General features: G+C 70.7%; 24 protein-coding genes and 1 pseudogene. 11 read left to right on the top strand and 14 right to left on the bottom strand.

Features of this window, described 5'->3' with window-relative positions; all coding sequences use genetic code 11:
• A pseudogene (locus C1J01_RS49820) lies at positions 1-631 on the top strand (hypothetical protein); the annotation flags it as partial.
• Between the two features lie 36 nt (positions 632-667).
• Here the strand turns inward: C1J01_RS49820 and C1J01_RS14300 are convergent.
• The gene (locus C1J01_RS14300) at positions 668-2,893 is read right to left on the bottom strand and encodes a thiamine pyrophosphate-dependent enzyme (RefSeq protein ID WP_235854437.1); all 2,226 of its coding nucleotides are present in this window, start codon (positions 2,891-2,893) and stop codon (positions 668-670) included.
• Positions 2,894-3,084: 191 nt separating this feature from the next.
• Here C1J01_RS14300 and C1J01_RS14295 point away from each other — a divergent pair, with 191 nt between their 5' ends.
• The gene (locus C1J01_RS14295) at positions 3,085-4,392 is read left to right on the top strand and encodes a hypothetical protein (protein WP_146615589.1); all 1,308 of its coding nucleotides are present in this window, start codon (positions 3,085-3,087) and stop codon (positions 4,390-4,392) included.
• Positions 4,393-4,588: 196 nt separating this feature from the next.
• A complete protein-coding gene (locus C1J01_RS14290) occupies positions 4,589-5,209 on the top strand; it encodes a hypothetical protein (protein ID WP_146615588.1) in 621 nt (206 codons plus the stop codon).
• Here the strand turns inward: C1J01_RS14290 and C1J01_RS14285 are convergent.
• Positions 5,206-5,805: an SACE_7040 family transcriptional regulator gene (locus C1J01_RS14285; protein WP_111179443.1), complete on the bottom strand. Its 600-nt coding sequence runs from the start codon at positions 5,803-5,805 to the stop codon at positions 5,206-5,208. The two genes, C1J01_RS14290 and C1J01_RS14285, sit on opposite strands and share 4 nt — an antisense overlap.
• 80 nt (positions 5,806-5,885) lie before the next feature.
• Between C1J01_RS14285 and C1J01_RS14280 the strand changes: the two genes are divergently transcribed.
• The 5 genes from C1J01_RS14280 to C1J01_RS14260 are packed head-to-tail and all read left to right on the top strand — an operon-like array spanning position 5,886 to position 11,978.
• Positions 5,886-7,439, top strand: a complete 1,554-nt coding sequence (locus tag C1J01_RS14280) for a carboxyl transferase domain-containing protein (RefSeq protein WP_220039911.1) — start codon at positions 5,886-5,888, stop codon at positions 7,437-7,439.
• 3 nt (positions 7,440-7,442) lie between these two features.
• Positions 7,443-9,452: an acetyl/propionyl/methylcrotonyl-CoA carboxylase subunit alpha gene (locus C1J01_RS14275; protein ID WP_111179441.1), complete on the top strand. Its 2,010-nt coding sequence runs from the start codon at positions 7,443-7,445 to the stop codon at positions 9,450-9,452.
• Positions 9,449-10,360, top strand: coding sequence for a hydroxymethylglutaryl-CoA lyase (locus C1J01_RS14270; protein ID WP_111179440.1), 912 nt, complete (start codon positions 9,449-9,451; stop codon positions 10,358-10,360). Before C1J01_RS14275 ends, C1J01_RS14270 begins: the two co-directional genes overlap by 4 nt.
• Position 10,361: 1 nt before the next feature.
• Positions 10,362-11,498, top strand: coding sequence for an acyl-CoA dehydrogenase family protein (locus tag C1J01_RS14265; protein WP_111179439.1), 1,137 nt, complete (start codon positions 10,362-10,364; stop codon positions 11,496-11,498).
• A gap of 45 nt (positions 11,499-11,543) precedes the next feature.
• Positions 11,544-11,978, top strand: a complete 435-nt coding sequence (locus C1J01_RS14260; protein ID WP_111179438.1) for a GNAT family N-acetyltransferase — start codon at positions 11,544-11,546, stop codon at positions 11,976-11,978.
• A 37-nt stretch (positions 11,979-12,015) separates the two neighbouring features.
• Here C1J01_RS14260 and C1J01_RS14255 read toward each other — a convergent pair whose 3' ends face one another.
• The 9 genes from C1J01_RS14255 to C1J01_RS14215 all read right to left on the bottom strand — a co-directional run bounded on the left by C1J01_RS14255 (position 12,016) and on the right by C1J01_RS14215 (position 19,324).
• Entirely contained in the window at positions 12,016-13,218 is a 1,203-nt protein-coding gene (locus C1J01_RS14255; RefSeq protein WP_111179437.1) for a ketosynthase chain-length factor, read from the bottom strand.
• The gene (locus C1J01_RS14250; protein WP_111179436.1) at positions 13,215-14,495 is read right to left on the bottom strand and encodes a beta-ketoacyl-[acyl-carrier-protein] synthase family protein; all 1,281 of its coding nucleotides are present in this window, start codon (positions 14,493-14,495) and stop codon (positions 13,215-13,217) included. The genes C1J01_RS14255 and C1J01_RS14250 overlap by 4 nt, the downstream gene beginning before the upstream one ends.
• 13 nt (positions 14,496-14,508) lie before the next feature.
• Positions 14,509-14,964 carry an anthrone oxygenase family protein gene (locus C1J01_RS14245; protein ID WP_111179435.1) on the bottom strand — a complete coding sequence of 152 codons (456 nt, stop codon included), beginning with the start codon at positions 14,962-14,964 and terminating at the stop codon, positions 14,509-14,511.
• 3 nt (positions 14,965-14,967) lie between these two features.
• The gene (locus C1J01_RS14240; protein WP_111179434.1) at positions 14,968-15,291 is read right to left on the bottom strand and encodes a TcmI family type II polyketide cyclase; all 324 of its coding nucleotides are present in this window, start codon (positions 15,289-15,291) and stop codon (positions 14,968-14,970) included.
• Positions 15,292-15,293: 2 nt separating this feature from the next.
• Positions 15,294-15,770, bottom strand: coding sequence for an SRPBCC family protein (locus C1J01_RS14235; RefSeq protein ID WP_111179433.1), 477 nt, complete (start codon positions 15,768-15,770; stop codon positions 15,294-15,296).
• A gap of 26 nt (positions 15,771-15,796) precedes the next feature.
• Positions 15,797-16,228 (bottom strand): cupin domain-containing protein, encoded by a 432-nt coding sequence (locus C1J01_RS14230; protein ID WP_111179432.1) that lies wholly within the window; start codon positions 16,226-16,228, stop codon positions 15,797-15,799.
• A gap of 172 nt (positions 16,229-16,400) precedes the next feature.
• Complete coding sequence (locus C1J01_RS14225) at positions 16,401-17,234, bottom strand: NAD(P)H-binding protein (protein WP_111179431.1); 834 nt, start codon at positions 17,232-17,234, stop codon at positions 16,401-16,403.
• Positions 17,235-17,267: 33 nt separating this feature from the next.
• On the bottom strand, positions 17,268-17,837 hold the full coding sequence (locus C1J01_RS14220; protein ID WP_235854436.1) for an ester cyclase: 570 nt from the start codon (positions 17,835-17,837) through the stop codon (positions 17,268-17,270).
• An 11-nt stretch (positions 17,838-17,848) separates the two neighbouring features.
• Positions 17,849-19,324, bottom strand: coding sequence for an MFS transporter (locus C1J01_RS14215; RefSeq protein ID WP_111179430.1), 1,476 nt, complete (start codon positions 19,322-19,324; stop codon positions 17,849-17,851).
• A 256-nt stretch (positions 19,325-19,580) separates the two neighbouring features.
• On the opposite strand from C1J01_RS14215, the gene C1J01_RS14210 reads away from it, so the two are divergent.
• Positions 19,581-20,090, top strand: a complete 510-nt coding sequence (locus C1J01_RS14210; protein WP_220039910.1) for a MarR family winged helix-turn-helix transcriptional regulator — start codon at positions 19,581-19,583, stop codon at positions 20,088-20,090.
• A 150-nt stretch (positions 20,091-20,240) separates the two neighbouring features.
• Complete coding sequence (gene rfbB, locus C1J01_RS14205; RefSeq protein WP_111179429.1) at positions 20,241-21,209, top strand: dTDP-glucose 4,6-dehydratase; 969 nt, start codon at positions 20,241-20,243, stop codon at positions 21,207-21,209.
• Positions 21,210-21,262: 53 nt separating this feature from the next.
• On the opposite strand, the gene C1J01_RS14200 is transcribed toward rfbB, so the two are convergent.
• Positions 21,263-21,892, bottom strand: a complete 630-nt coding sequence (locus tag C1J01_RS14200; protein ID WP_328589633.1) for a dTDP-4-dehydrorhamnose 3,5-epimerase family protein — start codon at positions 21,890-21,892, stop codon at positions 21,263-21,265.
• Complete coding sequence (locus C1J01_RS14195) at positions 21,889-23,142, bottom strand: class I SAM-dependent methyltransferase (RefSeq protein ID WP_111179448.1); 1,254 nt, start codon at positions 23,140-23,142, stop codon at positions 21,889-21,891. The genes C1J01_RS14200 and C1J01_RS14195 overlap by 4 nt, the downstream gene beginning before the upstream one ends.
• A gap of 222 nt (positions 23,143-23,364) precedes the next feature.
• Between C1J01_RS14195 and C1J01_RS14190 the strand changes: the two genes are divergently transcribed.
• Positions 23,365-24,390, top strand: a complete 1,026-nt coding sequence (locus C1J01_RS14190; RefSeq protein WP_111179428.1) for an SAM-dependent methyltransferase — start codon at positions 23,365-23,367, stop codon at positions 24,388-24,390.
• Positions 24,391-24,468: 78 nt separating this feature from the next.
• Here C1J01_RS14190 and C1J01_RS14185 read toward each other — a convergent pair whose 3' ends face one another.
• Positions 24,469-25,860, bottom strand: coding sequence for an NDP-hexose 2,3-dehydratase family protein (locus C1J01_RS14185; protein WP_111179427.1), 1,392 nt, complete (start codon positions 25,858-25,860; stop codon positions 24,469-24,471).
• Positions 25,861-25,875: the final 15 nt, after the last annotated feature.

Below are 25,875 nucleotides of genomic sequence, written 5' to 3'. Positions count from 1 at the left end.
CACCAGTGCCGCCCACGGCAGCCCTGCCGACTGGGCGCCGACCGGTCCGGCCGCTCATGGCCCGACGGGACCGGGGGCCGCGGGTTCGCGTCCCGAGGGGCCGGCGTTCGGGGGATCCCGCGAGGAGTCCGCGCAGGCGTCCCGGACGCGGCGGAGTCTGCTGGTCGGCGGGGCGGTCGCGGTCGTGGCGCTCGGCGGGACGGCCCTGGCCGTGTACCTGTCGCTCCAGCAGCCCGCCCCGCCCCGCACGAGCACCGCGGACACCGCACGCCCTCAGCGGCCCGCCACGGAAAGCCCTGCCCCCATCGACGAGCGGGATGTGGCCGCCCTCGCCCCTCGGCGCGTCAAGGTGACGGCGGACCGCGGCGCGCTGGTCGAGCTGGCGTGGTCGCTCCCCGGGCGGGCCCGCGACTATCCGGTGGTCGTCCAGCGCTCGCCCGTGCAGGCGGGCGAGCAGCCCATCACGGCCCTCGACCAGGGCGCCACCTCGGCCCGCCTGGCCGGCCTCGACCCGGGCACCGGCTACTGCTTCCTGGTGGGCGTGCCGCTGCGCATCTCGGAGGACTCGACGGTCGCCTGGTCGAAACCGGCCTGCATCCGAGGCGCGAAGGCCCGCCCCACCCACCGGTGACAGACGCGTCAGGTGGCCCCGAGCCGCGGGAGGCGGTCAGCCGAGGAGTTTGCGGGCCGCCTGCTCGATCTCGGCCTCCGACAGCAGCACGTGGTCGGCCGCCGCGCCGAGCGGGACGAAACTGTCGGCGGAGCTCACCCGGGCGATCTTCCCGGTGAACCCGGCGTCGAGCAGCTCGGTCACGACGCCCTCCGAGACCCCGCCGGTGTGGCGCGTCTCGTCGGCGATGAGCACGTTCCCGGTCAGCTCGGCCGCCCGCAGCAGGTCGTCGATCGGCAGCGGCGCCAGCCAGCGCAGGTCGAGCACGCGGCAGCCGTAACCCTCCTGGGTCAGCCGCACCGCGGCCCGCAGGCTCATCCGCACCCCGTTGCCGAACGTCACGATCGTCAGGTCACGCCCGTCGCCGTACGAACGCGCCCGCCCGATCGGCACGTGGGTCTCCGGCCAGCGCGCCGGCGGCGCGTACGGTGCCAGCCACCCGCCGTCGCCGTCCTCGAACAGGTCGCGCGTGTTGTAGAGCGCGATCGGCTCCAGGAACACGCACACCGACCCCGACGTACGGGCCGCCGCCAGGCAGGTGCGCAGCATGGACGCGGCGTCGTCGGGACGCGACGGCGAGGCGATGACCAGCCCCGGGATGTCGCGCAGCGCGCCCACCGCGTTGTCGTTGTGGAAGTGGCCGCCGAACCCCTTCTGGTAGGCGTAGCCGGCCACCCGTACGACCATCGGGTTGGTGAAGGCGCCCTGCGAGAAGAACGACAGCGTGGCCGCCTCGCCGCGGATCTGGTCGAGCGCGTTGTGCAGGTAGGCGAGGTACTGGATCTCGGGCACCGGCAGCATCCCCGACACGCCGGCGCCGAGCGCGAGGCCGAGGATGGCCTGCTCGTCGAGGAGCGTGTCGAACACCCGCCCCGGCCCGAACCGCTTCTGCAGCCCCCTGGTGACGCCGTACACGCCGCCCTTCTTGCCGACGTCCTCACCGAAGACGGTCATCTCCGGGTAGACGGCGAGCGCGTCGGCGAGGGTGCGGTTGATGGCCAGCGAGAGGGTCAGCGGCTTGTCGTCCTCGGGCAGCGCGCCGGCGAACGCGCGCTCCCTGACCTGCGCGGCGGCCGCCGTCGGGCTGATCTTGGCGATCAGCTCCGGGCTGCGCGGCGCGAGCGGCGCCATGACCTCCTTGGCCGACCCGAGCCGCGGGCGGCGCGAGGTCTCCTTGGCCACCCGCAGGACGTGCTCGCGGGCGGACTCGTACATCTTGAGCAGCCCCTCGGGCGTCTCCAGGCCCGCCTCGACGAGCATGGCCGCCGTGCGCACCAGAGGGTCGCGCTCGAGGTCGGCGCGGATCTCGCGCTGCGTGCGGTAGGCCAGCTCGACGTCGGAGCCGGCGTGTCCCATGAGCCGCACGGTGGACAGGTGCAGGAACGCCGGCCGGCGGTGCTCGCGTACGTGCTCGGCGGCGCGCACGGCCGCGTCGTACGCGGCCGCCAGGTCGCAGCCGTCGGCGAAGAAGTATGCGACGCCGGGACGCCGCGCGGTCGCCTCCACCCACCCCTTGGGCGTGCGGACGCTGATGCCGATGCCGTTGTCCTCGCACACGAACAGCAGCGGCAGCGACTGCCCCTGGTAGGTGGCGTAGCTGGCGGTGTTGAGGCCGGACAGGGCGCTGGCGTGGTTGATCGAGGCGTCGCCGAAGCTGCACACCGCGATCGCGTCCTGCGGCCACTTCGCGGTCACCTCGAGCGCCCGTGCCCGCTCGATGGCGAACGCCACGCCCACCGCCTTGGGCAGGTGGCTGGCGATCGTGGACGTCTGCGGGATGACGGCCAGGTCGGGATGGCCGAAGACCTTGTGCCGGCCGCCCGCGATCGGGTCGTCGGCCGAGGCGGTGAGCCCCAGCAGCACGTCGCGGATGCCCTGCTCGGGCAGCCGGCCGGCCTGTTCGGAACGAGTCAGGTAGAACGCGCCCGAGCGGTAGTGGAGCAGGGCGGGATCGGTGTGCCGCAGGGCGGCGGCCACGGCCGCGTTGCCCTCGTGACCGGCCGAGCCGATCGTGTAGAAGCCCTCCTCCTGCTCGCGCAGCCAGCGGGCCGCGATGTCGAGCAGGCGGCTGTCGAGCTGACGCCGGAACAGGGTCCTGCACCGCTCACCGGTCAGCGAGGAGCCCTCGCGGACCGGCGCGTCCGGATCTCGCGCGGGGCCTGCCTCCAGTGTCGCAACCGCCTCGGTGAAATGAGTCTCAACAGTGTCGCGCGCCACGTCCACGATTATGTCCTTGATCCAGCCCGGCGTCTGCCGGACGCGGGGGAGATGTTGCCGACCGGTCCCTTGAAGGTGACCTATAACCGTTTGTCAGAGTTCACAACCTTCTCTTGCGCGCGCACGTCTACTGGAGGACACACGTGGCACCCTCAATGCCGCGTTGAAGCACTGGGGTCTCCAAGAAAGGAACCCGCATGTTACAACGCATCCGTGTGGCCGCCCTCGCCCTCGTCCTCGGCGCCGGGACACCCGCCCTTTCCCCGGTCCCCGCGACGGCGGCCCCCGCCCCCACCATCAGCCAGGTGAGCGTCAGCCCCGCCGCGCCGATCGTCGTCTTCGACGCCGACGTGGCGGTCACGTTCACGTTCACCACGACGAACGCCACCGCCGCGGCGCTCAAGATCGACGGCGCGCCGGTCGCGGTCACGTCCGCGCCGGACGGCGCCGGCCTGAAGTGGACCGGCACCAAGTCCTTCGGGCCGGGCGCCGCCGGCAGGCACGCCATCTCGGCCACCGCCCAGGGTGACGGTGAGGTCTCCACGAGCGGCTCCTTCCAGGTGGTACGGGCCCTCACCACCGCGATCCGCGACTTCGACGCCGGTCCCGACGTCGTCGACCGGGGCGACACCGTCAGGGTGTCGGGCCGGCTCGTGGCCGACCGCGAGGGGTACGCCGGTCAGAGCGTGTCCATCACCTTCCGCGAGCGCGGGAGCGACGCCTACCGCGAGGTCGCCAAGGTGACGACCGGCCGCGGCGGCTGGTTCGGCACCCGCGTGCGGGCCGGCGCCACCGGCTGGTGGCGGGCCGAGTTCGCGGCCACCGCCACCGCCAGGGGCTCGGTCGCCGACGCCGACCGGGTGGACGTGCGCCGCGACCTGGGCAGCCGGATCTCCCGGTTCGGCGCGCGTCAGGAACGGGTGGAGCAGGGCGACCGGCTCACCTTCACCGGCGTCCTGACCATCGAGCGGCGCGGCGGCGCCCCCGGCCGGCGCGTGGCCATCGCGTTCAAGGCCGACGGCTCGCCCCGCTGGCAGTACGTCACCAGCGCCACGACCGGTCGCGACGGCCGCTTCCACGCCTCGGCGCCGGCCCGCGCCTCCGGCTGGTGGCGCGCCGAGTACCGGGGCGGACGCGGCGTCGACGGCTCGGTCAGCGGCCCCGACCGGGTGCGGGTCGACCCGGCCAGGGCGGACGCGCGGCTGATCGCGTTCGACGCCCGTCCGGAGCCGGTCAAGCGCGGGCGCACCCTGACCGTCACGGGCCTGCTGCAGGCCGGCGACCACGGCTCGTGGCGCGGTCACCGCGCCAAGGTGGCGCTGATGTTCAAGCCGCTGGACGCCAGGAAGTGGCAGTACGTGAAGTCCATCTGGTCGGACGGCGGCGGCCGGCTCGCCACGACGATCAGGGCGTGGAACTCGGGTCACTGGAAGTTCGCCTTCGGCGGCGACCGGCGCACCCACGGCGACGACAGCCGCACGGACTACGTGCGCGTCCGGCGCTGAATCACGGCCCGCGGGCCCGGACGGACCTCCGCCCGGGCCCGCGTCATGCCCGGCACGTCGTGAACGCCCCCTGAGTCGGGGCCCGTAATAGTTTTCCGTCCCGCATCAACGACAAAACGGCGACGCTCGTGATCGTGCGATAACCATTGTGAATGCGTCTTCCTCCGTGACCTCGCCCGCGTTGCACCATGAGCGCGTGGAAGTACGTATCAAGAAATGGCAGCGATCCGTGCTGATCGCCTTATTGGTGCTGACGACGGTGTTCGTCGCGGTGGCCAGCAATCAGATTCTGAACGACAACGTGTTCAGCTGGTGGTGGTGCATTCCCGCTCTGGGATGGTCGGCCATCACCACGTTCACCGCCTATTTCCTGACACGAGCCGGCTCCGGAGACCCCGATGCGGGCGTCAACGCGTCGACCGGCGGCAGATACGTCGCGCTGTGCGGTGGCGGCGTGGTCGTCGTGGGTGCGTTGACCGTGGTCAGCTACATCGCCGTCGCGGAGGCGATGCCGGAGCCGGAGCCGGTCGCCGCCCCGCATCCGACCTGCGTCAGAGGATCGATCTGCCTGTGGCCCGAGCGAGGTTTCGGCGGGGAGGTGTGGACGTGGCAGCCGGGAGCGGACGCGGACGGCCCCGTTCCCGCGCGTCTCCGCGACCGCATCGGGTCGTTCGAAGCCCAGGCGACGGGGTGTTTCGTCGACAGCGAATCAAAGGAAGAGCGCCCGATAAAGATGCAGGACTGGAGCGGCCGGTACGTCGAGAAATTCGGCCGCCAAGCGGACACCGTCAAGGCGGCATGCCGGCCGTCTAGTTAGCGATCCTTAACAGCGGCGGTGAGGGCGGCGCGGGCCATGGCGTGCAGGAGCGGGCGCATGTGCTGCGCCGGGAGCTCGCCCGCGCTGTGCGGCGTCGAGTTGAGCAGGCCGAACACCGCGTGCGTGGCCGCGCGCAGCCGCGCCGCCGGGCACGACGGGTGCAACTCGGCCAGCACCGTCACCCACTCCTCGACGTAGAGGCGCTGCAGCCGCCTGATCTGCCGCCGCTCCCGCTCCGGCACGTTGCCCAGCTCCCGGTCGTGCACGGTGATCAGCGCCGGCTGCTCCAGCGCGAACGTGATGTGCGCGGCCAGCAGCGCGTCGAGCGACTCCGCCGGCCCCGGGGAGGAGGTGACGACCGTGACCGCCGACTCGCGCAGCCGCGAGCTGACGTCGAGCAGCATCTCCGACAGCAGGGCGTCCTTACCGCTGAAGTGGCGGTAGAGGGCCGGCCCCGAGATGCCGACCGCGGCGCCGATGTCCTCGATCGGCACACCGTGGAAGCCGCGCGCCGCGAACAGCCGGGCGGCCGCCTCCAGGATCTCCGCGCGCCTGTTGCGCCGATTGCGGGTAGGTGAGGCGGAGGCGGTGGTCACGTCTCACATACTAGACGGTGCACGTTAGCGATGACTAACATCCGTGCCATGAGAGGGGACTCATGAGCGGCGACTGGCCGGTGCTGAAATCGGCGGTGGATCCGGGCGGCGAGGCGTACAAACGCAACGCCGAGCTCAACGAGCGGCTCGCCGCCGAGCTGCTCGAACGCCTCGCGACGACCGCCCTCGGCGGGCCCGAGCGGTCGCGGCAGCGCCACGTCGAGCGCGGCAAGCTGCTGCCCCGCGACCGCGTGGACGGCCTGCTCGACCCCGGTTCACGCTTCCTGGAGCTGTCGCCGCTGGCCGCGAACGGCCTCTACGACGACCAGGCGCCCGCCGCCGGCATCATCACCGGCGTCGGCCGCGTCTCCGGCCGCGAGTGCGTCGTCGTGGCCAACGACGCCACCGTCAAGGGCGGCACGTACTACCCGGTCACCGTCAAGAAGCACCTGCGCGCGCAGGAGGTGGCCCTGCACAACCACCTGCCCTGCGTCTACCTCGTCGACTCCGGTGGAGCGTTCCTGCCGAAGCAGGACGAGGTCTTCCCCGACCGCGAGCACTTCGGCCGCATCTTCTACAACCAGGCCACGATGTCGGCGCGCGGCATCCCGCAGATCGCCGCCGTGCTCGGCTCGTGCACCGCCGGCGGCGCGTACGTGCCCGCGATGAGCGACGAGGCCGTCATCGTGCGCGGCCAGGGCACGATCTTCCTGGGCGGCCCGCCACTGGTGAAGGCGGCCACCGGCGAGGAGGTCACGGCCGAGGAGCTGGGCGGCGGCGACCTGCACGCCCGCGTCAGCGGCGTCACCGACCACCTCGCCGAGGACGACGCCCACGCCCTGGCCATCGTCCGCGACATCGTCGCCACGCTCGCCCCGCGCGCGCCCCGCCCCTGGGAGACGGTCGCGCCCGAGCCGCCCCGCCACGACCCCCGCGACCTGTACGGCATCATCCCCGCCGACACCCGCCAGCCGTACGACGTGCACGAGGTGATCGCCAGGATCGTCGACGGCTCGCGCTTCCTGGAGTTCAAGGCCGAGTACGGCTCGACGCTCGTCACCGGGTTCGCCCACATCCACGGCCACCCGGTCGGCATCCTGGCCAACAACGGCATCCTGTTCAGCGAGTCGGCGCTGAAGGGCGCCCACTTCATCGAGCTGTGCGACCAGCGCCGCATCCCCCTGGTCTTCCTGCAGAACATCAGCGGCTTCATGGTCGGCAAGGCGTACGAGGCGGGCGGCATCGCCAAGCACGGCGCCAAGATGGTGACGGCCGTCTCGTGTGCCCGGGTGCCCAAGTTCACCGTGGTGATCGGCGGCTCGTTCGGGGCGGGCAACTACGCCATGGCCGGGCGGGCGTACTCGCCCCGGTTCCTGTGGATGTGGCCGAACGCGCGCATCTCGGTCATGGGCGGCGAGCAGGCCGCGAACGTGCTCACCACCGTCGGCACCGCCGACGCCGACGCGATCAGGGCCCAGTACGAGCACCAGGGCAACCCGTACTACTCCACGGCCAGGCTGTGGGACGACGGCGTGATCGACCCGCTCGACACCCGCACCGTCCTCGGCCTGGCGCTGTCCGCGGCGGCCAACGCCCCGCTCGAGCCCGCCGGTTACGGCGTCTTCCGGATGTGACGCATGTTGTTCGACCGTGTCCTCATCGCCAACAGGGGCGAGATCGCCGTACGGATCGCCCGCACCCTCCGCGCGCTCGGCGTCGAGTCCGTGGCCGTGCACACGCCGTCCGACGCCGGGGCCCGGCACGTGCGGGAGGCCGACCTCGCCGTCGAGGTTCCCGGCTACCTCGACATCGAGGCCGTCGTGGCGGCGGCCCTGGCCACGGGGGCGCGCGCCGTCCACCCCGGCTACGGGTTCCTCGCCGAGAACGGCGCGTTCGCCCGGCGCTGCGCCGAGGCCGGGCTCGTGTTCGTCGGGCCGCCGGCCGCGGCCATCGACGCGATGGGCGACAAGATCCGCGCCAAGGCCACGGTGTCGGCCGCGGGCGTGCCCGTGGTGCCCGGCGCGGCCGAGCCCGGCGACGCCCTGGAGGAGTGGCGCGACTTCCCCGCCCTGATCAAGCCGTCCGCCGGCGGTGGAGGCAAGGGCATGGTGCTCGTACGCTCGGCCGCCGAGCTGCCCGACGCCCTGGAGTCGGCCCGGCGCACGGCGCGGGCCGCGTTCGGTGACGGCACGCTGCTGATCGAGCGCTACGTCGAGCGCCCCCGCCACATCGAGATCCAGGTGCTCGCCGACACCCACGGCGACGTCGTGCACCTCGGCGAGCGCGAGTGCAGCCTGCAGCGCCGCCACCAGAAGATCGTCGAAGAGGCGCCCTCGCCGTTCCTGACCGGTGAGACGCGCGCCGCCATGGGCGCGGCGGCGGTGGAGGCCGCCCGCGCGGTCGGCTACGTGGGGGCCGGCACCGTCGAGTTCATCGTCGACGGCACCACCGGCGCCTACCACTTCATGGAGATGAACACCCGGCTGCAGGTCGAGCACCCCGTCACCGAGCTGGTGACCGGGCTCGACCTGGTGGAGCTGCAGCTGCGGGTGGCGGCGGGGGAGCGGCTGCCGTTCGCCCAGGACGACGTGCGGCTCGACGGCCACGCGGTCGAGGCCCGCGTCTACGCCGAGGACCCGGCCCGCGGCTTCCTGCCCACCGGCGGCCGGGTCCTGCTGCTGAGGGAACCCGGCGGCGCCGCTCCCGGGCCGGTCGCGGGCGGCGGGGCCGTCGTGCGGGTGGACTCCGGGCTGGCCGAGGGCGGGGTGGTCGGCAGTGAGTTCGACCCGATGTTGTCCAAGGTCATCGCCTGGGCGCCGGACCGGGCGTCGGCGCTGCGAACACTCGACCGGGCGCTCTCCCGCACGGCCGTGCTCGGCGTGGTCACCAACGTCCCGTTCCTGCGCGCGCTGATCGCCCACCCGGCCGTGGAGGCGGGCGAGCTCGACACCGGCCTGGTCGAGCGGGTCCTGCCCGAGCTCGTGCCCGCCGACGGCACACCGCCGGACGACGTGCTCGCCGCGGCGGCGCTCGTCTTCCACGCCATGCCGCAGGGCGACGACCCGTGGGAGGTCACCGACGGCTGGCGGGTCGGCGAGTGCGCGTGGACGACGTGGCGGCTGGAGTCCCGCGCCGGCGTCCACGCGGTGCCCGTGCGCGGGTTGCCCGAGGAGTCGGCCGAGGTCCGGCTCGGCGGGCAGTCACTCCCGGCGCGCGTCCGCCGCGACGGCTCCGGTCTCGCCGTCACACTCGCCGGGCGCACCGAGCACTACCTCTGCGTACGCCGGGGCGACACGCTCTGGCTCGGCCGCGACGGTGCGGCGTGGTCGTTCACCCGGCACCTGATCGGCGACCCCGGCGACCGCGCCCGAGCCGCCGGAGCGGGCGACGGTGTGGTGCGCAGCCCGATGCCGGGCACGGTCCTGGTGGTGAAGACCCAGCCCGGCGAACGGGTGAGCGAGGGTCAGCCGCTGGTCATCGTGGAGGCGATGAAGATGGAGCACACGGTCACCGCCCCCTGCGACGGCGTGATCGCCGACCTGCCCGCCCAGGCGGGCCGCCCGGTCGACATGGACGCGGTGCTCGCCGTGGTCACGCCCGAGGGCGCCGCGGCATCGAGGGCGACGCCGGACGGAGTGAGGCCATGAACAGGCCGTACAGCATGCGAGGACTTCCGCGGCAGGTCACCGTCTACGAGGTCGGGCCGCGCGACGGGCTGCAGAACGAGCAGGCGGTCGTGCCGGTCGAGGTCAAGGCCGCGTTCATCGAGCGGCTGGCCGACGCCGGGCACAAGATCATCGAGGCGACCAGCTTCGTGCACCCGAAATGGGTGCCGCAGCTCGCCGACGCCGACGAGCTGCTCGCCCGGCTGCGCCGGAGGCCGGGAGTGCGCTACCCCGTCCTGGTGCCGAACGAGCGCGGCCTCGACCGGGCCCTCGACCGCGGCGTGGACGAGATCGCGATCTTCGCCAGCGCCACCGAGACGTTCGCCGCCAAGAACCTCAACCGCGGCCTGGAGAGCCAGTTCGACATGTTCGAGCCGGTCGTGGCCAGGGCGCTGGAGCACGGGGTGCGGGTGCGCGCGTACGTGTCGATGTGCTTCGGCGACCCGTGGGAGGGGCCGACGCCCGTCCCGCAGGTCGTCCAGGTCGGGGAGCGCCTGCTCGGGCTCGGCTGCTACCAGCTGTCGCTCGGCGACACCATCGGCGTGGGCACGCCGGGCCACGTCACCGAGCTGATCAAGGCGTTCCGCTCGCCCGAGCGGCTCGCCGTGCACTTCCACGACACCTATGGCCAGGCGCTCGGCAACACCCTTGCCGCGCTCCAGGCCGGCGTCACCACCATCGACGCCTCCACGGGCGGCATCGGCGGCTGCCCGTACGCCGAATCCGCGACCGGCAACCTGGCCACCGAAGACCTGGTCTGGATGTTGCGCGGACTCGGCATCGAGACCGGGCTCGACCTGGGCAAGCTCGTGTCGACCAGCGTCTGGCTGGCGGAGCTGCTCGGCCGGCCCAGCCCATCACGCGTCGTACAGGCGCTATCGAAAGGCTGACATGCTCAAGGACGAGTACGCGGAGCTGCGCAAGACGGTCGAGGCGTTCGCCCGCGAAGTGGTCGCTCCGGTGATCGGCGACTACTACGAGCGCGAGGAGTTCCCCTACGACATCGTGCGCCAGATGGGCGCGATGGGGCTGTTCGGGCTGCCGTTCCCGGAGGAGTACGGCGGCATGGGCGGCGACTACTTCGCGCTCTGCCTGGCCCTGGAGGAGCTGGCCAGGGTCGACTCCAGCGTGGCGATCACCCTGGAGGCGGGCGTGTCGCTGGGCGCGATGCCGATCTACCGGTTCGGCACCGACGAGCAGCGCCGCACGTGGCTGCCGAAACTGGCCTCGGGGGAGATGCTGGGCGCGTTCGGACTGACCGAGCCGGGCGGCGGCTCCGACGTGCCGGGCGGCATGCGCACCACGGCCGTGCTCGACGGCGGCGAATGGGTGATCAACGGGACGAAGGCGTTCATCACCAACTCCGGCACCGAGATCACCGGCGTCGTCGGCGTGGCCGCGCTCACCGGCGAGCGGGAGATCTCCACGATTCTCGTGCCGAGCGGCACCCCCGGGTTCACGGTGTCGAAGAAGTACTCCAAGGTCGGCTGGAACGCCTCCGACACCCGCGAGCTGGCGTTCGCCGACTGCCGCGTGCCCGCTGCGAACCTCCTGGGCGAGCGCGGCCGCGGCTACGCCCAGTTCCTGCAGATCCTCGACGAGGGCCGGATCGCCATCGCCGCGCTCAGCGTGGGCCTGGCGCAGGGCTGCGTGGACGAGTGCCTGAAGTACGTCAGGGAGCGCCGGGCGTTCGGCCACCCGATCGGCCACTACCAGGCCATCCAGTTCAAGATCGCCGACATGGAGGCCCGCGTCCACACCGCCCGCCTGGCCTACTACCACGCGGCCGAGCGCATGCTGGCCGGGCTGCCGTTCAAGAAGGAGGCGGCCATCGCCAAGCTGGTCTCTTCCAACGCGGCCATGGACAACTCCCGCGACGCCACCCAGGTCTTCGGCGGGTACGGCTTCATGAACGAGTTCCCCGTCGGCCGCTTCTACCGCGACGCGAAGATCCTGGAGATCGGCGAGGGCACCAGCGAGGTGCAGCGCATGCTCATCGCACGGCAGCTCGGTCTCGGCGACCTGTGACCACCGTTTGCGCCGCCGACGACCGACGATCTAGTGTCATCAATCATGACGGGTGACGATCTCCTCATCAGGAGGGCGGAGAAGTCGGACGCCGACGCGGTGTTCGCGCTGGCCCGCGACTTCGGCCTGACGTTCCGGCCGGAGCGCGACGCCTTCGACGCCGCGTTGCCGGCATTGCTCGCCGACGACGACGCCCTCCTGCTCGCGGCGGTCGTGGGCGGGCGGGTGCACGGCTACCTGCTGGGGTTCGTCCACCTGACGCTCTTCGCCAACGGGCCGGTGGCGTGGGTCGAGGAGGCGATGGTCCAGTCGGGCTCGCGCCGCCAGGGCATGGGGCGGGCGCTGCTGGAGGAGTTCGAGCGCTGGGCCCGCTCCCGCGACGCCCGCTACGTGGCCATGGCGACGCGGCGGGCGCCGGAGTTCTACCACGCCCTCGGCTACGAGGCCGCCGCGACCTTCTACCGCAAGGTCCTGCGCTAGGGATCGGCCGGTCCGTCCCACACGGTGGGCGCCTCGATCAGGGCGCGCGCACCACCATCGCCGAGTTGAAGCCGCCGTGCCCGCGGGCGAGCACCAGCGCGGCCCGCAACGGCGCCGTACGTGCCCGTCCGGTGACGAGCTCCAGGTCGCAGACGGGGTCGGTGACGTTGGGCGTCGGTGGGATGACGCCTTCGGCCAGCGACAGGAGCGCAGTGGCGAGATCGAGCGCGGAACCGCCCGAATACAGCCGCCCGGTCGCCGCCTTGGGCACGGTGACGGGCACCGGCGCGGTGAAGACGGCCTGGATGGCCTCGGCCTCCTGTCGGTCCGGTTCCGGCAGCCCGGCCCCGTCGGCGAAGATCACGTCTATGTCGGCGGGGGCCATCTCCGCGTCGGCCAACGCGATCTCCATGGCGCGCCGCAGTCCCGGCGGGCGTCCGGAGCCGGGCCGTGGGTCGAACGTGGCGCCGTATCCGGCGATCTCGCCGTAGACCCGGCGACCGTTCCGGCGCGCCGACTCGGCCTCCTCCAGGACGAGCAGCGCGGCGCCCTCTCCCGGCACGTATCCGCTCGCCTCCGCGTCGAAGGGTAGATAGGAACGATCCGGGTCCGTACGCGTGCTGACCTGTCCTCTGGCCAGCTGGGCGACCCACCCCCATGGGCACAGCGACGCGTCCGCCCCGCCCGTGACCAGCAGGCCGACACCGCGCCGGATCTGGCGGCGGGCCTGCGCCACCGCGTCCAGACCGCCGGCCTGCTCGGTCACGAGCACACCGCTGGGTCCGCGCATTCCGTGCCGGATGGAGATCTGGCCGGTGTTGACCGCGTAGAACCAGGCGAACGACTGGTAGGCGCTGACGTGCTCGGGCCCCTTGCCCCACAGCTTCTCCAGCTCGCGCTGGCCGAACTCGAATCCTCCAGACGAACTCGCCGTGATCACGCCCATCCCGAATTCCGGCAGCGTCTTCGGCTGCACCCCGGCGTCGGCCAGCGACCAGTCCGCCGCCACCAGGGCGAGCTGGGTCAGCCGGTCGGTCTGGGGGATGAGCCGGCTGGGCAGATGGTCGAGGGGATCGAAGCCGGGCACCTCGCCGGCGAGCCGTGCCGGGTAGCCGGAGGCGTCGAAGCGGGTGATGGGGCCGATGCCGTTCTCTCCCTTCACGGTCGCCGCCCAGTAGGCGGCCGTGCCCAGTCCCGTCGGGGCGGCGATGCCCACCCCCGTCACCACGGCCCGGCTCATTGGTTCACCCGCTCGGGGCCGGAGAGCACCATCGCGCTCTGGAACCCGCCGAAGCCGCTGCCGACGCTGAGCGCCACGTCGGTGCGCCACTCACGCGCGTGCAGGGGGACGTAGTCGAGGTCGCATTCGGGATCGGGCTCGTGCAGGTTGGCCGTGGGAGGGACGGTGTCATGCTGGATCGCCAGCGCGGAGGCGGCGATCTCGATCGAGCCGATGGCGCCCAGGGAGTGCCCGACCATCGACTTGATCGAGCTCACCGGTGTCGTGTACGCGTGGTGGCCGAGGCTGCGTTTGTAAGCCGCGGTCTCGTGCCGGTCGTTCTGCTTGGTGCCGGAGCCGTGGGCGTTGATGTAGTCGACGTCCGCCGGATCCACCCTCGCCTCCGCCAGCGCGAGTTTGATGGCCTCGGCCATCTCGCGCCCGTCGGGTCGCAGGCCGGTCATGTGGTAGGCGTTGCACCTCGTGGCGAAGCCGGCGATCTCCGCGTAGACGTGGGCGCCCCGGCGCAGCGCGTGCTCGCGCTCCTCCAGGATGAACATCGCCGCGCCCTCGCCCAGCACGAATCCGTCGCGTCCCCGGTCGAACGGCCGCGAGGCCCGCTCAGGCGCGTGGTTGCCGGGCGTGGTGGCCTTGATCGCGTCGAAACAGGCAACGGTGATCGGCGAGATGGGTGCGTCCGCCGCACCGGCGATCATGACGTCCGCGGATCCCTCCCTGATCAGGGCGCACGCGTGCCCCACCGCGTCGAGCCCCGACGTGCAGCCGGTGGAGATGACGGCCGCCGGGCCCTCGGCTCCCACCCGCCAGGCCACCTCCGCGGCGATGGAGCTCGGCACCAGGTAGTCGAAGAGATGGGGGACGCCATAGGTGTGGTCGACCAGCCAGCGTCGGCCGGCGTCGCTGACCACGGAGTACTCCTCCTCCAGGCTCATCGTGCAGCCGACCGCGGTGCCCACGCTCGTCCCGACCCGCGCCGGGTCCAGGCCGTCCGGCTCCAGGCCACTGTCTTCGAGGCACTCGTCCACGCAGACGACGGCGAACTGTGCCGCCCTGTCCATGCGGCGGATCTCCTGCTTGGACAGCCCCGCCGCCACCGGATCGAAGTCGCACTCGGCGGCCACCCGCGAGCGGTATGGCGCGGCGTCGAAGAACGTGATGGCCCGCGTGGCCGTGCGGCCAGAGCTGATGAGCTCCCAAAAGGCCTTCTTGCCGATCCCACCGGGAACCGTCACCCCCATCCCCGTGATGACGACCCGGCGTTCCTGACCCAACGTCATGGTGACTCCCCGTTCAGATAGAGACGCCCAGCGCCACGCCGTACAAGATCGCGCCCGCCTGCCCGAAGCCCACGCGGACGAAATGCCAGTTGCGCCAGCGCAGCCGTAGCTCCTGCCAGTCGGCACGCGGCCGGTCCACCTCGATGACCCGTACCGACGCGTTGATCGGCCCGAGCATCCCAAGGGATACCGCGAAGACTCCGGCCAGCAGAAGGGCGCCGGCCCCGTACAGCGCTCGCACCGCCGTGCCCTCCAGCGTGGCCGCCAGTGCGGCGCCGCTGAGCACGGCCACTCCGGTGCAGAGCGGCATCAGCTTGTCCATACGGGCCAGGATGAACGTGTTCGTCTCGGGATAACGCTCCACGGGCAGGCTCAGGAGGAGCGGCAGGATGACGACGAGGCCGACAAGGAGGGCGCCCGCGGCCATCGCGCTGGAGAGCACCGAGATCGACATGAGGGCTTCGAGCATCGGTCAGATCCAGCTCCGGTGGTAGAACTCCATGGCCCTGGAGTCCCTGATGCCCTGCCAGTCGTCCACGAGGGGCGTCATGTGCTCGGCGAGCCTGCCGTTGAGGTGCTGGAACGACGGGTCGGTGTGGAGCTGCGGGAGGTTGTCGAAGATCTCCTGCTCGGCCTGGATGAGATGCAGTGTCATGCCCTGGTAGTGGAACAACGTCCGGCTGGTCACGCCGAACTTGAGCGGCAGATCCGATTGGTCGTGCTCGGCGAACAGTCGCGCGACCGTTTCGGCGCTGGCGGGCTTCATCCGGCTGACCATCAAGACCCTGCTGGTCATCGTTATTTCCTTCCGGCCGAGGGGGCGTCGTGGCGGACACGTTGCTCGATGCGATCGCGGACCACGGCGAGCTGGACACGCGAGTTGCGGTTGATCCGCTCCTCCATGGCGGCCTCGTCCACGGGAGCCTGCGGCTTCATCTCGAACTCCTGGCGCCAGCGCAGCTCCACGCCGCCCGGCACCTCGCGGTAGGTCCATTCGAGGTTCATGTAGGCGAACGGCCCCGTCTCCACCCTGTGGGAGCGGACCGTACGGGTCTCGGGGTCGGGAGTCCGGTCGGACACCCAGCTCCATACCGTGCCGTCGGGGTCGGGGTGCATCGTCAACCTGATCCGCAGGGTGTCACCGCTGCGCTCGATCACCTCCGCCCGCGAGTACTCGGTGAACAGCTCGGGCCACGACTCGATGTCGTTGGTCATGTCCCAGACGACGTCCATGGGAGCGTCGATCACGATGGCGTTGTCCGTTCTGGCAACCATCTCTCCGGCCTCGATTCGTTGGGTTCTCAGCTCGGGCCGCCGACCCGCGGCACCGGCTCGTCCGGGTACGGGAGTGGCTCGGTGTCGACGTGACCGAGCTCGGGGCGGGGCGCGAGCGGGCCGAGGTGGAAGACGATGAACGCCTCCTCGTCGCCCGCGCACTCCAGCCGATGCCGTGTGCCGCGGCGGACCATGACGGACTCCTCGGCCTCCAGCCTCAGCTTCGCGCCGTCGAGGCGGGCGTCCACGGCCCCGCGCACGACGAACATGAACTCGTCGGAATAAGGGTGGTAGTGCTCGGCGACGTATTCGCCGGGGCGTAGCGTGAGGGTGCCCATGAACCCCGCCGTCGCCCCTACCGAGGCGGGGGTGAGCAGCGCCCTGGTGAGGCCGCCTTGGCGGCGGGTCGGCGCGACCTCGGCACAGGACACCTTTGGATGCGCGGCCTCGTTCGTCACCGTCGCCTCCTCGCGTAGTCGAACGACCTCTGCGACGCCGACTCTCGCAACCAGGGCTCGAACGACTCTGAAGCGACGCTGGAACGCCACCTCCACCGGGCCCCTCCGCGCGCATGAGAAAGCCCCACCGGGCCCCGCGGGAAGGGGCGCGGTGGGGCGCGAAGGGCCGGACTCAGCGGAAGTCGTCGGCGTGGTCGACCGCCCACTGAGCGAACGTACGCGCGGGCTTCCCGGTGAGCTCCTCGACGGTCGTGGTGACGGGAGCAGCGGTACCCACCATCGACTCCAGCATGTCCAGCAGCTTCGTAACGATCTGCTCGGGGATGTACTGGGAGGTGAGGACCTCCTTGGCCTTCTCCCGGGAGATCTCGTCGTAGAAGATCGTGGCACCGATCGCCTCACCGATCTGGCGGACCTGCTCGGCCTGGGTGAGCGATTCCGGACCGGTCAGCGTGTACGTCCGGCCGGCGTGGCCCTCCTCGGCCAGCGTGACCGCGGCCACCGCCGCCACGTCGGCTTCGTGGATGGGCGACAGCCGCGCCTCGGGATAGACCCAGTGGACGCCACGGTGCAGCCGGATGGTCGGACGCCACCAGTTGAGCGCGTTGCTCGCGAACGCCCGGGGACGCAGGATCGTCCATTCGGCGCCCGATCCCTTGACGGCGTCCTCGATGACGTTGTGGACGACGCCGTTGTCGTCGCGCTCGTCGAGCATCGCGGAGGCGACGGTCACGATCCGCCGCACGCCGGCCTTGCGCAGGTACGGCACGAGACCGTGCACGGCGCCCGGGTCGGCCAGCAGGTAGACGCGATCCACGCCCTGAATCGCCCCGGCGAGGGAGTCGGGCCGGCGGAAGTCCCCCTCGCAGATCTGGGTGCCGGCAGGCAGGCCGGTGTCCTTGGTGGCGTCGCGGGTGAGGGCCTTGACCTCCTGGCCGGATTCCAGGAGCCGTTCCACGAGCACACGGCCGATCGCTCCGGTCGCGCCCATCACCAGAATGGCCATAGCCGTTCTCCTGTCAGGTTGTGTACGGATGTTTCAGTGATGCGTGGCGGGGCGTTCATGATGTCCCGCCGGGATCGGCCCACCGCGCCGGGCCTCGGCCCGGCGCGCGCTGCGCAGTGCCAGCGCCATCCGGACCAGGTAGGGGGCCGATGGTGGTATCCAGCCCAGTTGCCGGGCCATGCCCATGTCGTCGCGGTTGGCCCAGTGGTCGATGACCTTGCCGTCGCGGATCCGGCACCAGTGCGTCTGGGTGACCGCGAAGGACCGGCCCGTCGGCGGAAAGGCGACGGTGACACGCGCCTGGTCGTCGTAGCTGTACATGGTGCGCACGTGCCGTCCGGTCATGGTGACGTGCGCGACGAGAAGGTCGCCCTCGGAGACGATCTGGTGGACCTCCCAGGAGAGCCCGGTGAAGATCGCGCGTAGCATCCTGGCGGTGGCGTAGGTGCCGGCCGGTCCCCGCTCCCGGCACGCGAGCGGTTCCCTCAGGGCCTCCCGGTTGGCGGCCTCCGGATGGACGTAGCGCGCGCAGTCGTCGAGATCGCCGTCTCGCATCGCGCTGAACAGGCCGTGACCCACCCGCCGGGCGTCGAACGAAGCCACTTGAGGCGGCATCATGACGCTGTCGGAACGGAGGCGGGCATCGCGCCGTGCCGGGGATCGTGACGACTGCGGCGTGGCAGCATCAGGGTGAGCAGCAGGCTGACGACCAGCATGCCCACGGTGATCCAGAGCGACATCATCATGCCCTCGCCGAACGCCCGCGGTGCGCCGTCTCCCGCCAGCGCCGACGCGGTCACCTGGGAGAAGAAGATCGTCCCCGCCACCGCGACACCCGACGTCACACCGAGGTGATGCGCCGTGCTCAGCACCCCCGACGCGGAGCCGGCCACCGCGACCGGCACCCTGGCCAGCACGATGTCGATCACGGGAGCGATCACCATGCCGACCCCGAGCCCACTCACCAGCATGGCGGGAACGAACTGCAGGATGCCGCCCGCGGCCTCGGCGCGGTCGACGGTGAGGACGAGCATCACCTGGCCGACCACGGCGATCGCGGCCCCTATGGTGAGCAGCCTGGGCCCCAGCCGGACGACCAGCGGAGCCGTCGCCACGGCGGTGATCATGGTCCCGATGGGCGAGGCCAGCGTGGTGAGCCCGGAGTCCAGCGCGGAGAATCCCAGGCCGTTCTGCAGGTAGATGGCGAGCATGAAGAACGGGCTGAAGGCCGCGCCGAAGAACATCAGCGCCACGACCAGGCCCACCACGAAAGCGCGGCTGCGGAAGAGCTCGGGCGGCACCAGCGGGCTGCCGCCGCGGCGCTCCTTGGCCCGCTGTGAACGCCAGAACAGTGCCAGGAGAGGCAGCGCCGCCACCATCGAGGCGAAGGCCCACCACGGCCAGTCGAGTTCGCGTCCCTGGATGAGCGGGTAGACGAGCGCCACCTGGATCACGGTCAGTAGCAAGACTCCGCCGAGGTCGAGCGAGAGCGGGCGTTCGGAGCGCGATTCGCGGACGTACAGGGCCGCGCCGATGAACGTCACCAGCCCGATGGGCAGGTTGACCAGGAAGATCGGCCGCCAGCTCAGGCCCATCAGGTCGGCGTGGACGAGCAGCCCGCCGAGTGAGGGCCCCAGCGCGGCGGAAATGCCGCCCACGGCGCCGAACAGCCCGAACACTTTGGAGCGTTCCTCCGGCGGGAACGAGACCTGGAAGACGGACAGGGCCAGGGTGGTGATCACGGCTCCGGTCAGCCCCTGCAACGCGCGGCCGGCCAGCAGGATCGCGATATTGGGCGCGAACGCGCAGATGGCCGAGGCGATGACGAACCCGCCGATCCCGAGCAGCACCATGCGCTTGCGACCGGCGATGTCACCGATGCGGCCGGCCGTCACGAGGAAGAGCGCGAAGCCGAGCGTGTAGATGACCGAGATCCATTGCAACTGCGCGGGATCCGCCTCCAGGTCACGCTCGATGGTCGGCAGGGTGACGTTGACAATAGAGCTGTCCATCGTGGTCATCGCGATGGCCACCAGCACGTAGATCGATCCGGCCCAGCGATGTGGATCGAGTGTGTGGGTCACGGGCATGATTTCCTCCTCTCGGGTATCGACTGGCGCGCGCACTGCGGCGCCGAAGTATGTTCCTGCTAGAAGCTAATTACTTTCGCCAGATTCACTCCGATGTAACGTTTTTGTCGAGGTGATGTGTCAGATCTTTCCGCTCGTTCGGCGCGGAATGGCGTGGCCGTGATCCGGCGGTGGGTCGGGCTAACTAGCTTCTTTGAGAAACTATCTAATATTGGAAGCTATCTTCCAACTGGAAGATAGATGCGGGAGGTGCAAGGTGTCAAGAGAACCCGAACCGCAGAATCGGTGGGCGTTGACGGAGGAGGAGTCGCGCCATCTCCGCGAGTTCATCACGGCCATGGTCCTCAACGGCCAGATCACAGCCGATGTGGCCGGCCTGCGTCCCGTCGACCTCTACGTCCTCAACCTGCTCGACATCGATGGGGAGACCACACCCGGAGATCTCGCCAAGCGCACGGCGCTGACCACGGGTGCCGTCACCAAGTTGATCGACCGTCTGGCCCGGCTCGGCTTGGTCCAGCGCTCGCACGACATGTCGGACCGCAGGCGGGTGCGGCTGACGATCGCCGAGAAGGCCACCGAGAACGTCGGTGAGGGGGCGAGCCTGTTCACCCCGATCGCCAAGCGGATGGACGATCTCATCTCCAGCTACAGCGCCGAGCATCGGGCGGTCGTCTTCGACTTCCTGGTACGCGCCACCGAGGAACTCCACGAGATCACCAACGAGATGCAGAACCGCAGGGTTCGCGACCGGACCCCCCACTGAGCACCCAGTCCAGCATCCCGTCCAGCACTGCTCAAGCAACCGTCGAGGAGTGGCTGCGAGAGTGCGGGCACCGGCGTGGCGGCGGGCACGGGCGGCCGTCCGGGCCATGGTGAGCCGCCTTCCCCACGTTCATCCGCCTGGAGGGCTCAGATGGTTCTCGTCACTGGAGGAGCCGGGTTCATCGGCTCCCATTTCGTTCGCACGCTGCTCGGTACCGGTTACCCCGCTCTCCCGTGCGCGCGGGTGACCGTGCTGGACAAGCTCACGTACGCGGGCAACCGGGCCAACCTCGATCCGGTCGCGCACGATCCGCGCCTGTCGTTCGTCGAGGGAGACATCTGCGATCCGCAGGTCGTGGACAAGGCGATGCGCGGACACGATGTGGTCGTGCACTTCGCCGCGGAGTCGCACGTCGACCGGTCCATCCCCGACCCGGGCGTCTTCGTCAGGACCAACGTGCTCGGAACACAGGTGCTGCTCGACGCGGCGCTGCGGCACGGGGTCACGCGGTTCGTGCACGTCTCGACCGACGAGGTGTACGGCTCGGTCGAGGCCGGCACGTTCGACGAGGAGAGCCCGCTGCGGCCCAACTCCCCGTACGCGGCGGCCAAGGCGGGTGGCGACCTGCTCGTACGCGCCTACCACCGCACCCACGGCCTGGACGCGGTGATCACCCGCGGCTCGAACACCTACGGCCCCTACCAGTTCCCCGAGAAGATCATTCCGCTCTTCGTCGTCACGCTGCTGGAAGGCGGAAGCGTGCCGCTGTATGGCGACGGGCATCACGTCCGCGACTGGCTGCACGTCGACGACCATTGCAGGGGCATCGCCGCGGCCGCCGCGAAGGGCCGCGCCGGCGGCGTCTACAACCTCGGCGGTGGGACGGAGCTCTCCAACCGCGAGCTCACCGCCCGGCTGCTCGACGCCTGCGGCGCGGACTGGTCCAGCGTCCGGCACGTCGAGGACCGCAAGGGCCACGACCGCCGCTACGCCCTGAGCGTCACGCGCAGCCGGGAGGAACTGGGATTCGCCCCGTCGGTTCCCTTCGAGCGGGGACTGCGGGAGACCGTCCAGTGGTATCGCGACAACCGCGGCTGGTGGTGGCCGCTGGTGGGTTGAACAGAAGAGTGCTCCTGGCCTGCCGGGACCAGGAGCGCTCTTCCGGCCGTACCTCAGGAGAAGAGCGTCTCCTCGATCTTCAGGCAGTCCTCGTAGACGGGCAGCAGGCGCTGCGCCTGCGCCTCGGCCAGGGTAGGGGCCGCCGTGTCCCTCGGGGAACGCACCGGCGTGATGTCCTGCGGGATCGGCAGCGCGAGCCCCGGGTCGAGCGCGTCCAGGGCGAGCTCCTGCTCGGCGACGTAGCTGCTGGAGATCATGTACGACATGACCGTGTCGTCCTCCAGACCGACGAAGGCGTGGCCCACGCCGACCGGAAAGTAGACGGCGCGGTGGTCCTGCTGGTCGAGCAGCACCGCGTCCCAGAGCCCGAACGTCGGCGAGCCGACCCTGATGTCCACGACGATGTCGAGCGACCTGCCCCGGGAGCAGAAGACGTACTTGGCGGTGCCCGGCGGCGTCACGGTGTAGTGGACGCCCCGGACGACACCGCGCCGTGACTTGCTGTGGTTGCTCTGCGCGACCGGGAACAGCGGGTGACCCACCGCCAGCACGAAGGCCGGCTCCTGGTACGGCGACAGGAACATGCCCCGCTCGTCGGGGAACACCTTGGGGGTGAACTCGTAGGCCCCCTCCACTCGCAGCGGACGCGCCCGCATGGTGGCGGTGCCGCTCTCGCCGGTCATCGGGCCGCTCCCGCGGCCGGCACGATCTCGAGCTCGGGAAGCGGGAACACCAGCTTGCCACCGTCCGCCATGTACGCCTGCTCCCGTTCGATGAACCCCTCGCGGTAGATCCACGGCAGCACCAGGAGCTGGTCCGGGCGCATGGCCTTGGCCTCCTCCTCCGAGACGATGGGGATGCCCGTCCCGGGTGTGAAGTGGCCGTGTTTCTCCGTGTTGGGCTCGCCGACGCACGGCAGCTCGGCCGTGCCGAGACCGCAGTACTGCAGGATCACGTTGCCCTTGGTGGAGGCTCCGTAGCCCAAGGTCAGCTTGCCCGCCTGGCGGGAGGCGTCGAGCAGGGCGAGCAGCCGGTCGCGGGCCTCGGGCACACGCCGCGCGAACTCCTCGTAGGGGGCCATGGTGTCCAGCTTGAGGGCCTTCTCCCTCTCGCGGATGCGCGCCGGGCCCGCCTCGTCCACGCGGTGCCGCTCCGGCCGCTTGGCCAGCGTCGCGTAGAGGCTTCCGCCGTACACCTTGTTGATCTCCGCGTGGATGACGGTCAGGCCGACCCGCTCGGCCATCCACTCGATCTGGCTCAGCGCGTAGTACTCCAGGTGCTCGTGGCACATGACGTCGTACGCGGTGGCTTCCAGCATGGAGGGCATGTAGCTCTGCTCGATCACCCAGACACCGTCGTCGTGCAGGATGTCGTGGATGTCCTGCATGAACTCCATCGGGCGCGGCAGGTCATAGAACATCCCGATCGACGTGACGACCTTGGCCTTGCGGTCGCCGTACCGCTCGGTGATCAGTTTCTTCGAGAAGAAGTCCGTGATCAGCTCGGCGCGGTCGGGGTAGAACTCGCGGAACTTCTCTCCGCTGGGGTCCACGCCGACGAGGTCGAGGCCGATCCGGGGGTACGCCTTCAGCAGCGTGCCGTCGTTGCTGCCGATGTCCACCACCAGGTCGCCGGAGTCGAGCCGGACCCGCTCGGTGATCGCCTTCGCCTTGCCTCCCAGATGGTTGATCATGAAGGGGCGGATGCCGGAGCGGTAGCCGTAGTGCTCGCCGTACATCAGGGAGAAGTCGGCGGTGTGGCGGAGCTGGACGAGCCCGCAGCCGTCCGGCGAGCACTTGACGAGCTCCAGCGGGACCATGGGGATGCGCTCCTCCCGGCTGGCGGGGAAGAAGCTGGTCACCGCCTGCGGGCCCAGGTCGAGCACGGAGAGCAGGTCGCGGTTGCCGCAGATGCGACAGTCATCGATGATCATGGTTTCCTCCAGGTGTGTGCCGCTGTCCGGCAACGCCAGGGCCTGTGGCCCGAGCCTCACACCCGCTCCTTGAGACCGGATCGACTCCCGCTCGACGCGGCCCGGTCCACCGGTTCAGCCCGCTTCGAGCGGAGATCCAGCACGGCGGCGGACGATCTGTGCGTCGTAGCGCGGCTCCGGCGCCGCCGGAGAGCCGTCGTCTTCCAGCGGATCGGACGAGAGATGGACGAGAGAAAACAGGGCCCGGTAACGCGGGAAGCGTTGTTCGCCGTCATGCAGGCGTACAAGAACACCAGTCTCCTGCGTACCGGGATCGAGCTGGGCGTCTTCCCGCTGCTCACCGAGCCGGCCAGCGCGGAGACCGTGGCCGTGGCGGCGGGGGCGGAGCCCCGCGGCATGCGGATCCTGCTCAACGCGCTGGCCGCGCTGAAGCTCGTGGAGGCGCGCGACCACCGCTACTGGCTTGCGCCGGGCGTGGACGACCTGCTGATCCCGTCGCGGCCCGGCTACGTGGGTGACATGATCCACGTGTTCGCCAGCGACTTCGAATGGGACGCGCTCAAGCGCCTGCCCGAGGCGGTGCGCAAGGGCGGCACCGTGATGGACCAGCACGCGGAGACCCCGGAGTACTCGTACTGGGAGGATTTCGCGGCTTACGCCCCCATCGTGGCCAAGCCCACGGCACAGGTCCTGGCCGACGCGCTGTCCCCCTGGGCAGGGGACCGTACGAACTTGGACGTGCTGGACATGGCCAGCGGTCACGGTGTGTACGGCGCCACGGTCGCTCAGCGTTTCCCTCAGGCCCGCGTGTGGGCTCTGGACTGGGCCAACGTGCTGCCGTTCGCGCAGGAGCAAGCTGAGCACGCCGGTGTCGGCGACCGGCTGAGCCTCATCGCCGGAGATATGTTCGAGGTACCCCTCGGCGGGCCCTATGACGTGGTCCTGATCACCAACGTCCTGCACCACTTCTCGCCCGAGCGGGCGACGGAACTGCTGACGCGCGCCAGGTCGGTGCTCAAGCCGGACGGGCGGCTGGGCCTCGTGGGCTTCACGACGACGGACGCTCCTCCTGGGGAGGAGCCCGCGGCCCACTTGTTCTCCGTCCTGATGCTCGCCTGGACCAGCGAGGGAGAGGTGCATTCCGAGGCGACCTACGGTGAGATGCTCCAGCGCGCGGGCTTCGGCCCGGCGGTGAGACACGCGGTGCCCGGGCTGCCGTTCCGGGTGCTCACGGCGGCGCCGGTCTGAGACGGGTCTGAGATCGCGCGCCGAGAGGCCGCCGGGCCCTTTCTGCTCCGGCGGCCTTTCCGCGTCCTTCTTGCCGCCTCAGCGGCCGGACAGCTCGACGGCGCCCGCGTTCAGGCAGGACAGCAGCGTCCTGGCCTGGACGTTGACGTAGTTGCCATGCGCGGTCAGCGAGTTGAGCTGGCCGGGGGTGACCCATCGGTAACCCGCCGGCGGCTCCAGCGGGGCCTGGCTCATGTCGGCCTCGATGACCATGTAGCGGCTCTCCGCGTTCAGGAAACGGCCGCCTTCCTCCGAGTGCACCACCTCGTAGCGGATGCGGCCGACGTCGGCGGTGAGCGCGAGATCGAGGAACGCCGGCCGGGCCGAGGTCGGCAGATGGTCCCAGTTGGACGGGACGCACTGGACGGTCGGGGCCAGCTCGACGGCGTTCTGCAGCCCAGGCTCGACCTTGGCGTGCACCAGGAGATGCGGCACCCCCGCCAGGCGGCGGAACAGGAACGCGGTCACGCCGATCCCTGTCGGCTCGAAGAGAGGCTGTGACCAGGCGGCGACCTCGCGGTTGCCCGCTTCGACGGAGGCGGCCACGAGCCGGAAGTATCGCCCGTCGGGGCGCCCTATCGAGAATTCGTCGCGTACCCAGTCGTCCACCTCGGCCAGTGGCACCCGCTCCACCTCGACCTCGTGCCGGGCGCGCTCGGCGGCGAACCACGACAGGACCTCCGTGTCGGAGTGCAGCGCGACCGCTTCGGCCGGCTGCATGGGGAAGCACGCCACGACGGTGCGGCTGTCCATGTTGACGACGTTGTCCCGGCGCAACAGCTCGCCCACCTGTCCAAGCGTCAGCCAGCAGAAGTCGTCATCAAGGGGGACGTCGTCGACGGCCTCCACCAGCATGTTGCGGTTGGCCTTCTGGTAGAACCAGGAGCCGTGCTCCGACTGGAGCACGTCGACCAGCACCCTGCCCCGCCCGGGGCGGGTGAAGTAGTCGAGATATTTGACGTCCGATCCTTTGTGGACCTTCGAGTAATTGCTCCGTGTCGCCTGGACCGTGGGGGAGAGCTGCAGGAGGTTCCTGTTGCCCGGCTCCATCTTCGCCTGCATGAGGAAGTGCAGGACACCGTCGAACTCCTTGGCCAGGATGCCCAGGATGCCCACCTCTGGCTGCCGGATGATCGGCTGCCGCCAGGACCGGAACGGGCCCTCGTCCACGGTGACGGACAGCCCCTCGACGGTGAAGAAGCGGCCGCTGCGGTGCACGAGATTGCCCGTCTTCTCGGCGAACGACCAGCCGTCCAGCTCGCACAGGGGGATCCGGTCCACCTTGAAGTGGTGTGCCCGTGCCCGCCCGGCCAGCCAGCCGGCGAAGTCCTCCGTGCGCATGCCGCGGCCGGCCGTCCGCACCGCGGCCGATGCGCGCAGGCGTTCCGACAGCGTCTGCCGGTCGGTACGTGGGCGCAGTCGTACGTTCATGTTCCGCGGTGCCCT

This window comes from Nonomuraea aridisoli (genome assembly GCF_003236395.1).
Classification (GTDB): Bacteria; Actinomycetota; Actinomycetes; order Streptosporangiales; family Streptosporangiaceae; genus Nonomuraea; species Nonomuraea aridisoli.
This window is presented reverse-complemented; position numbering and strand designations above follow the sequence as displayed.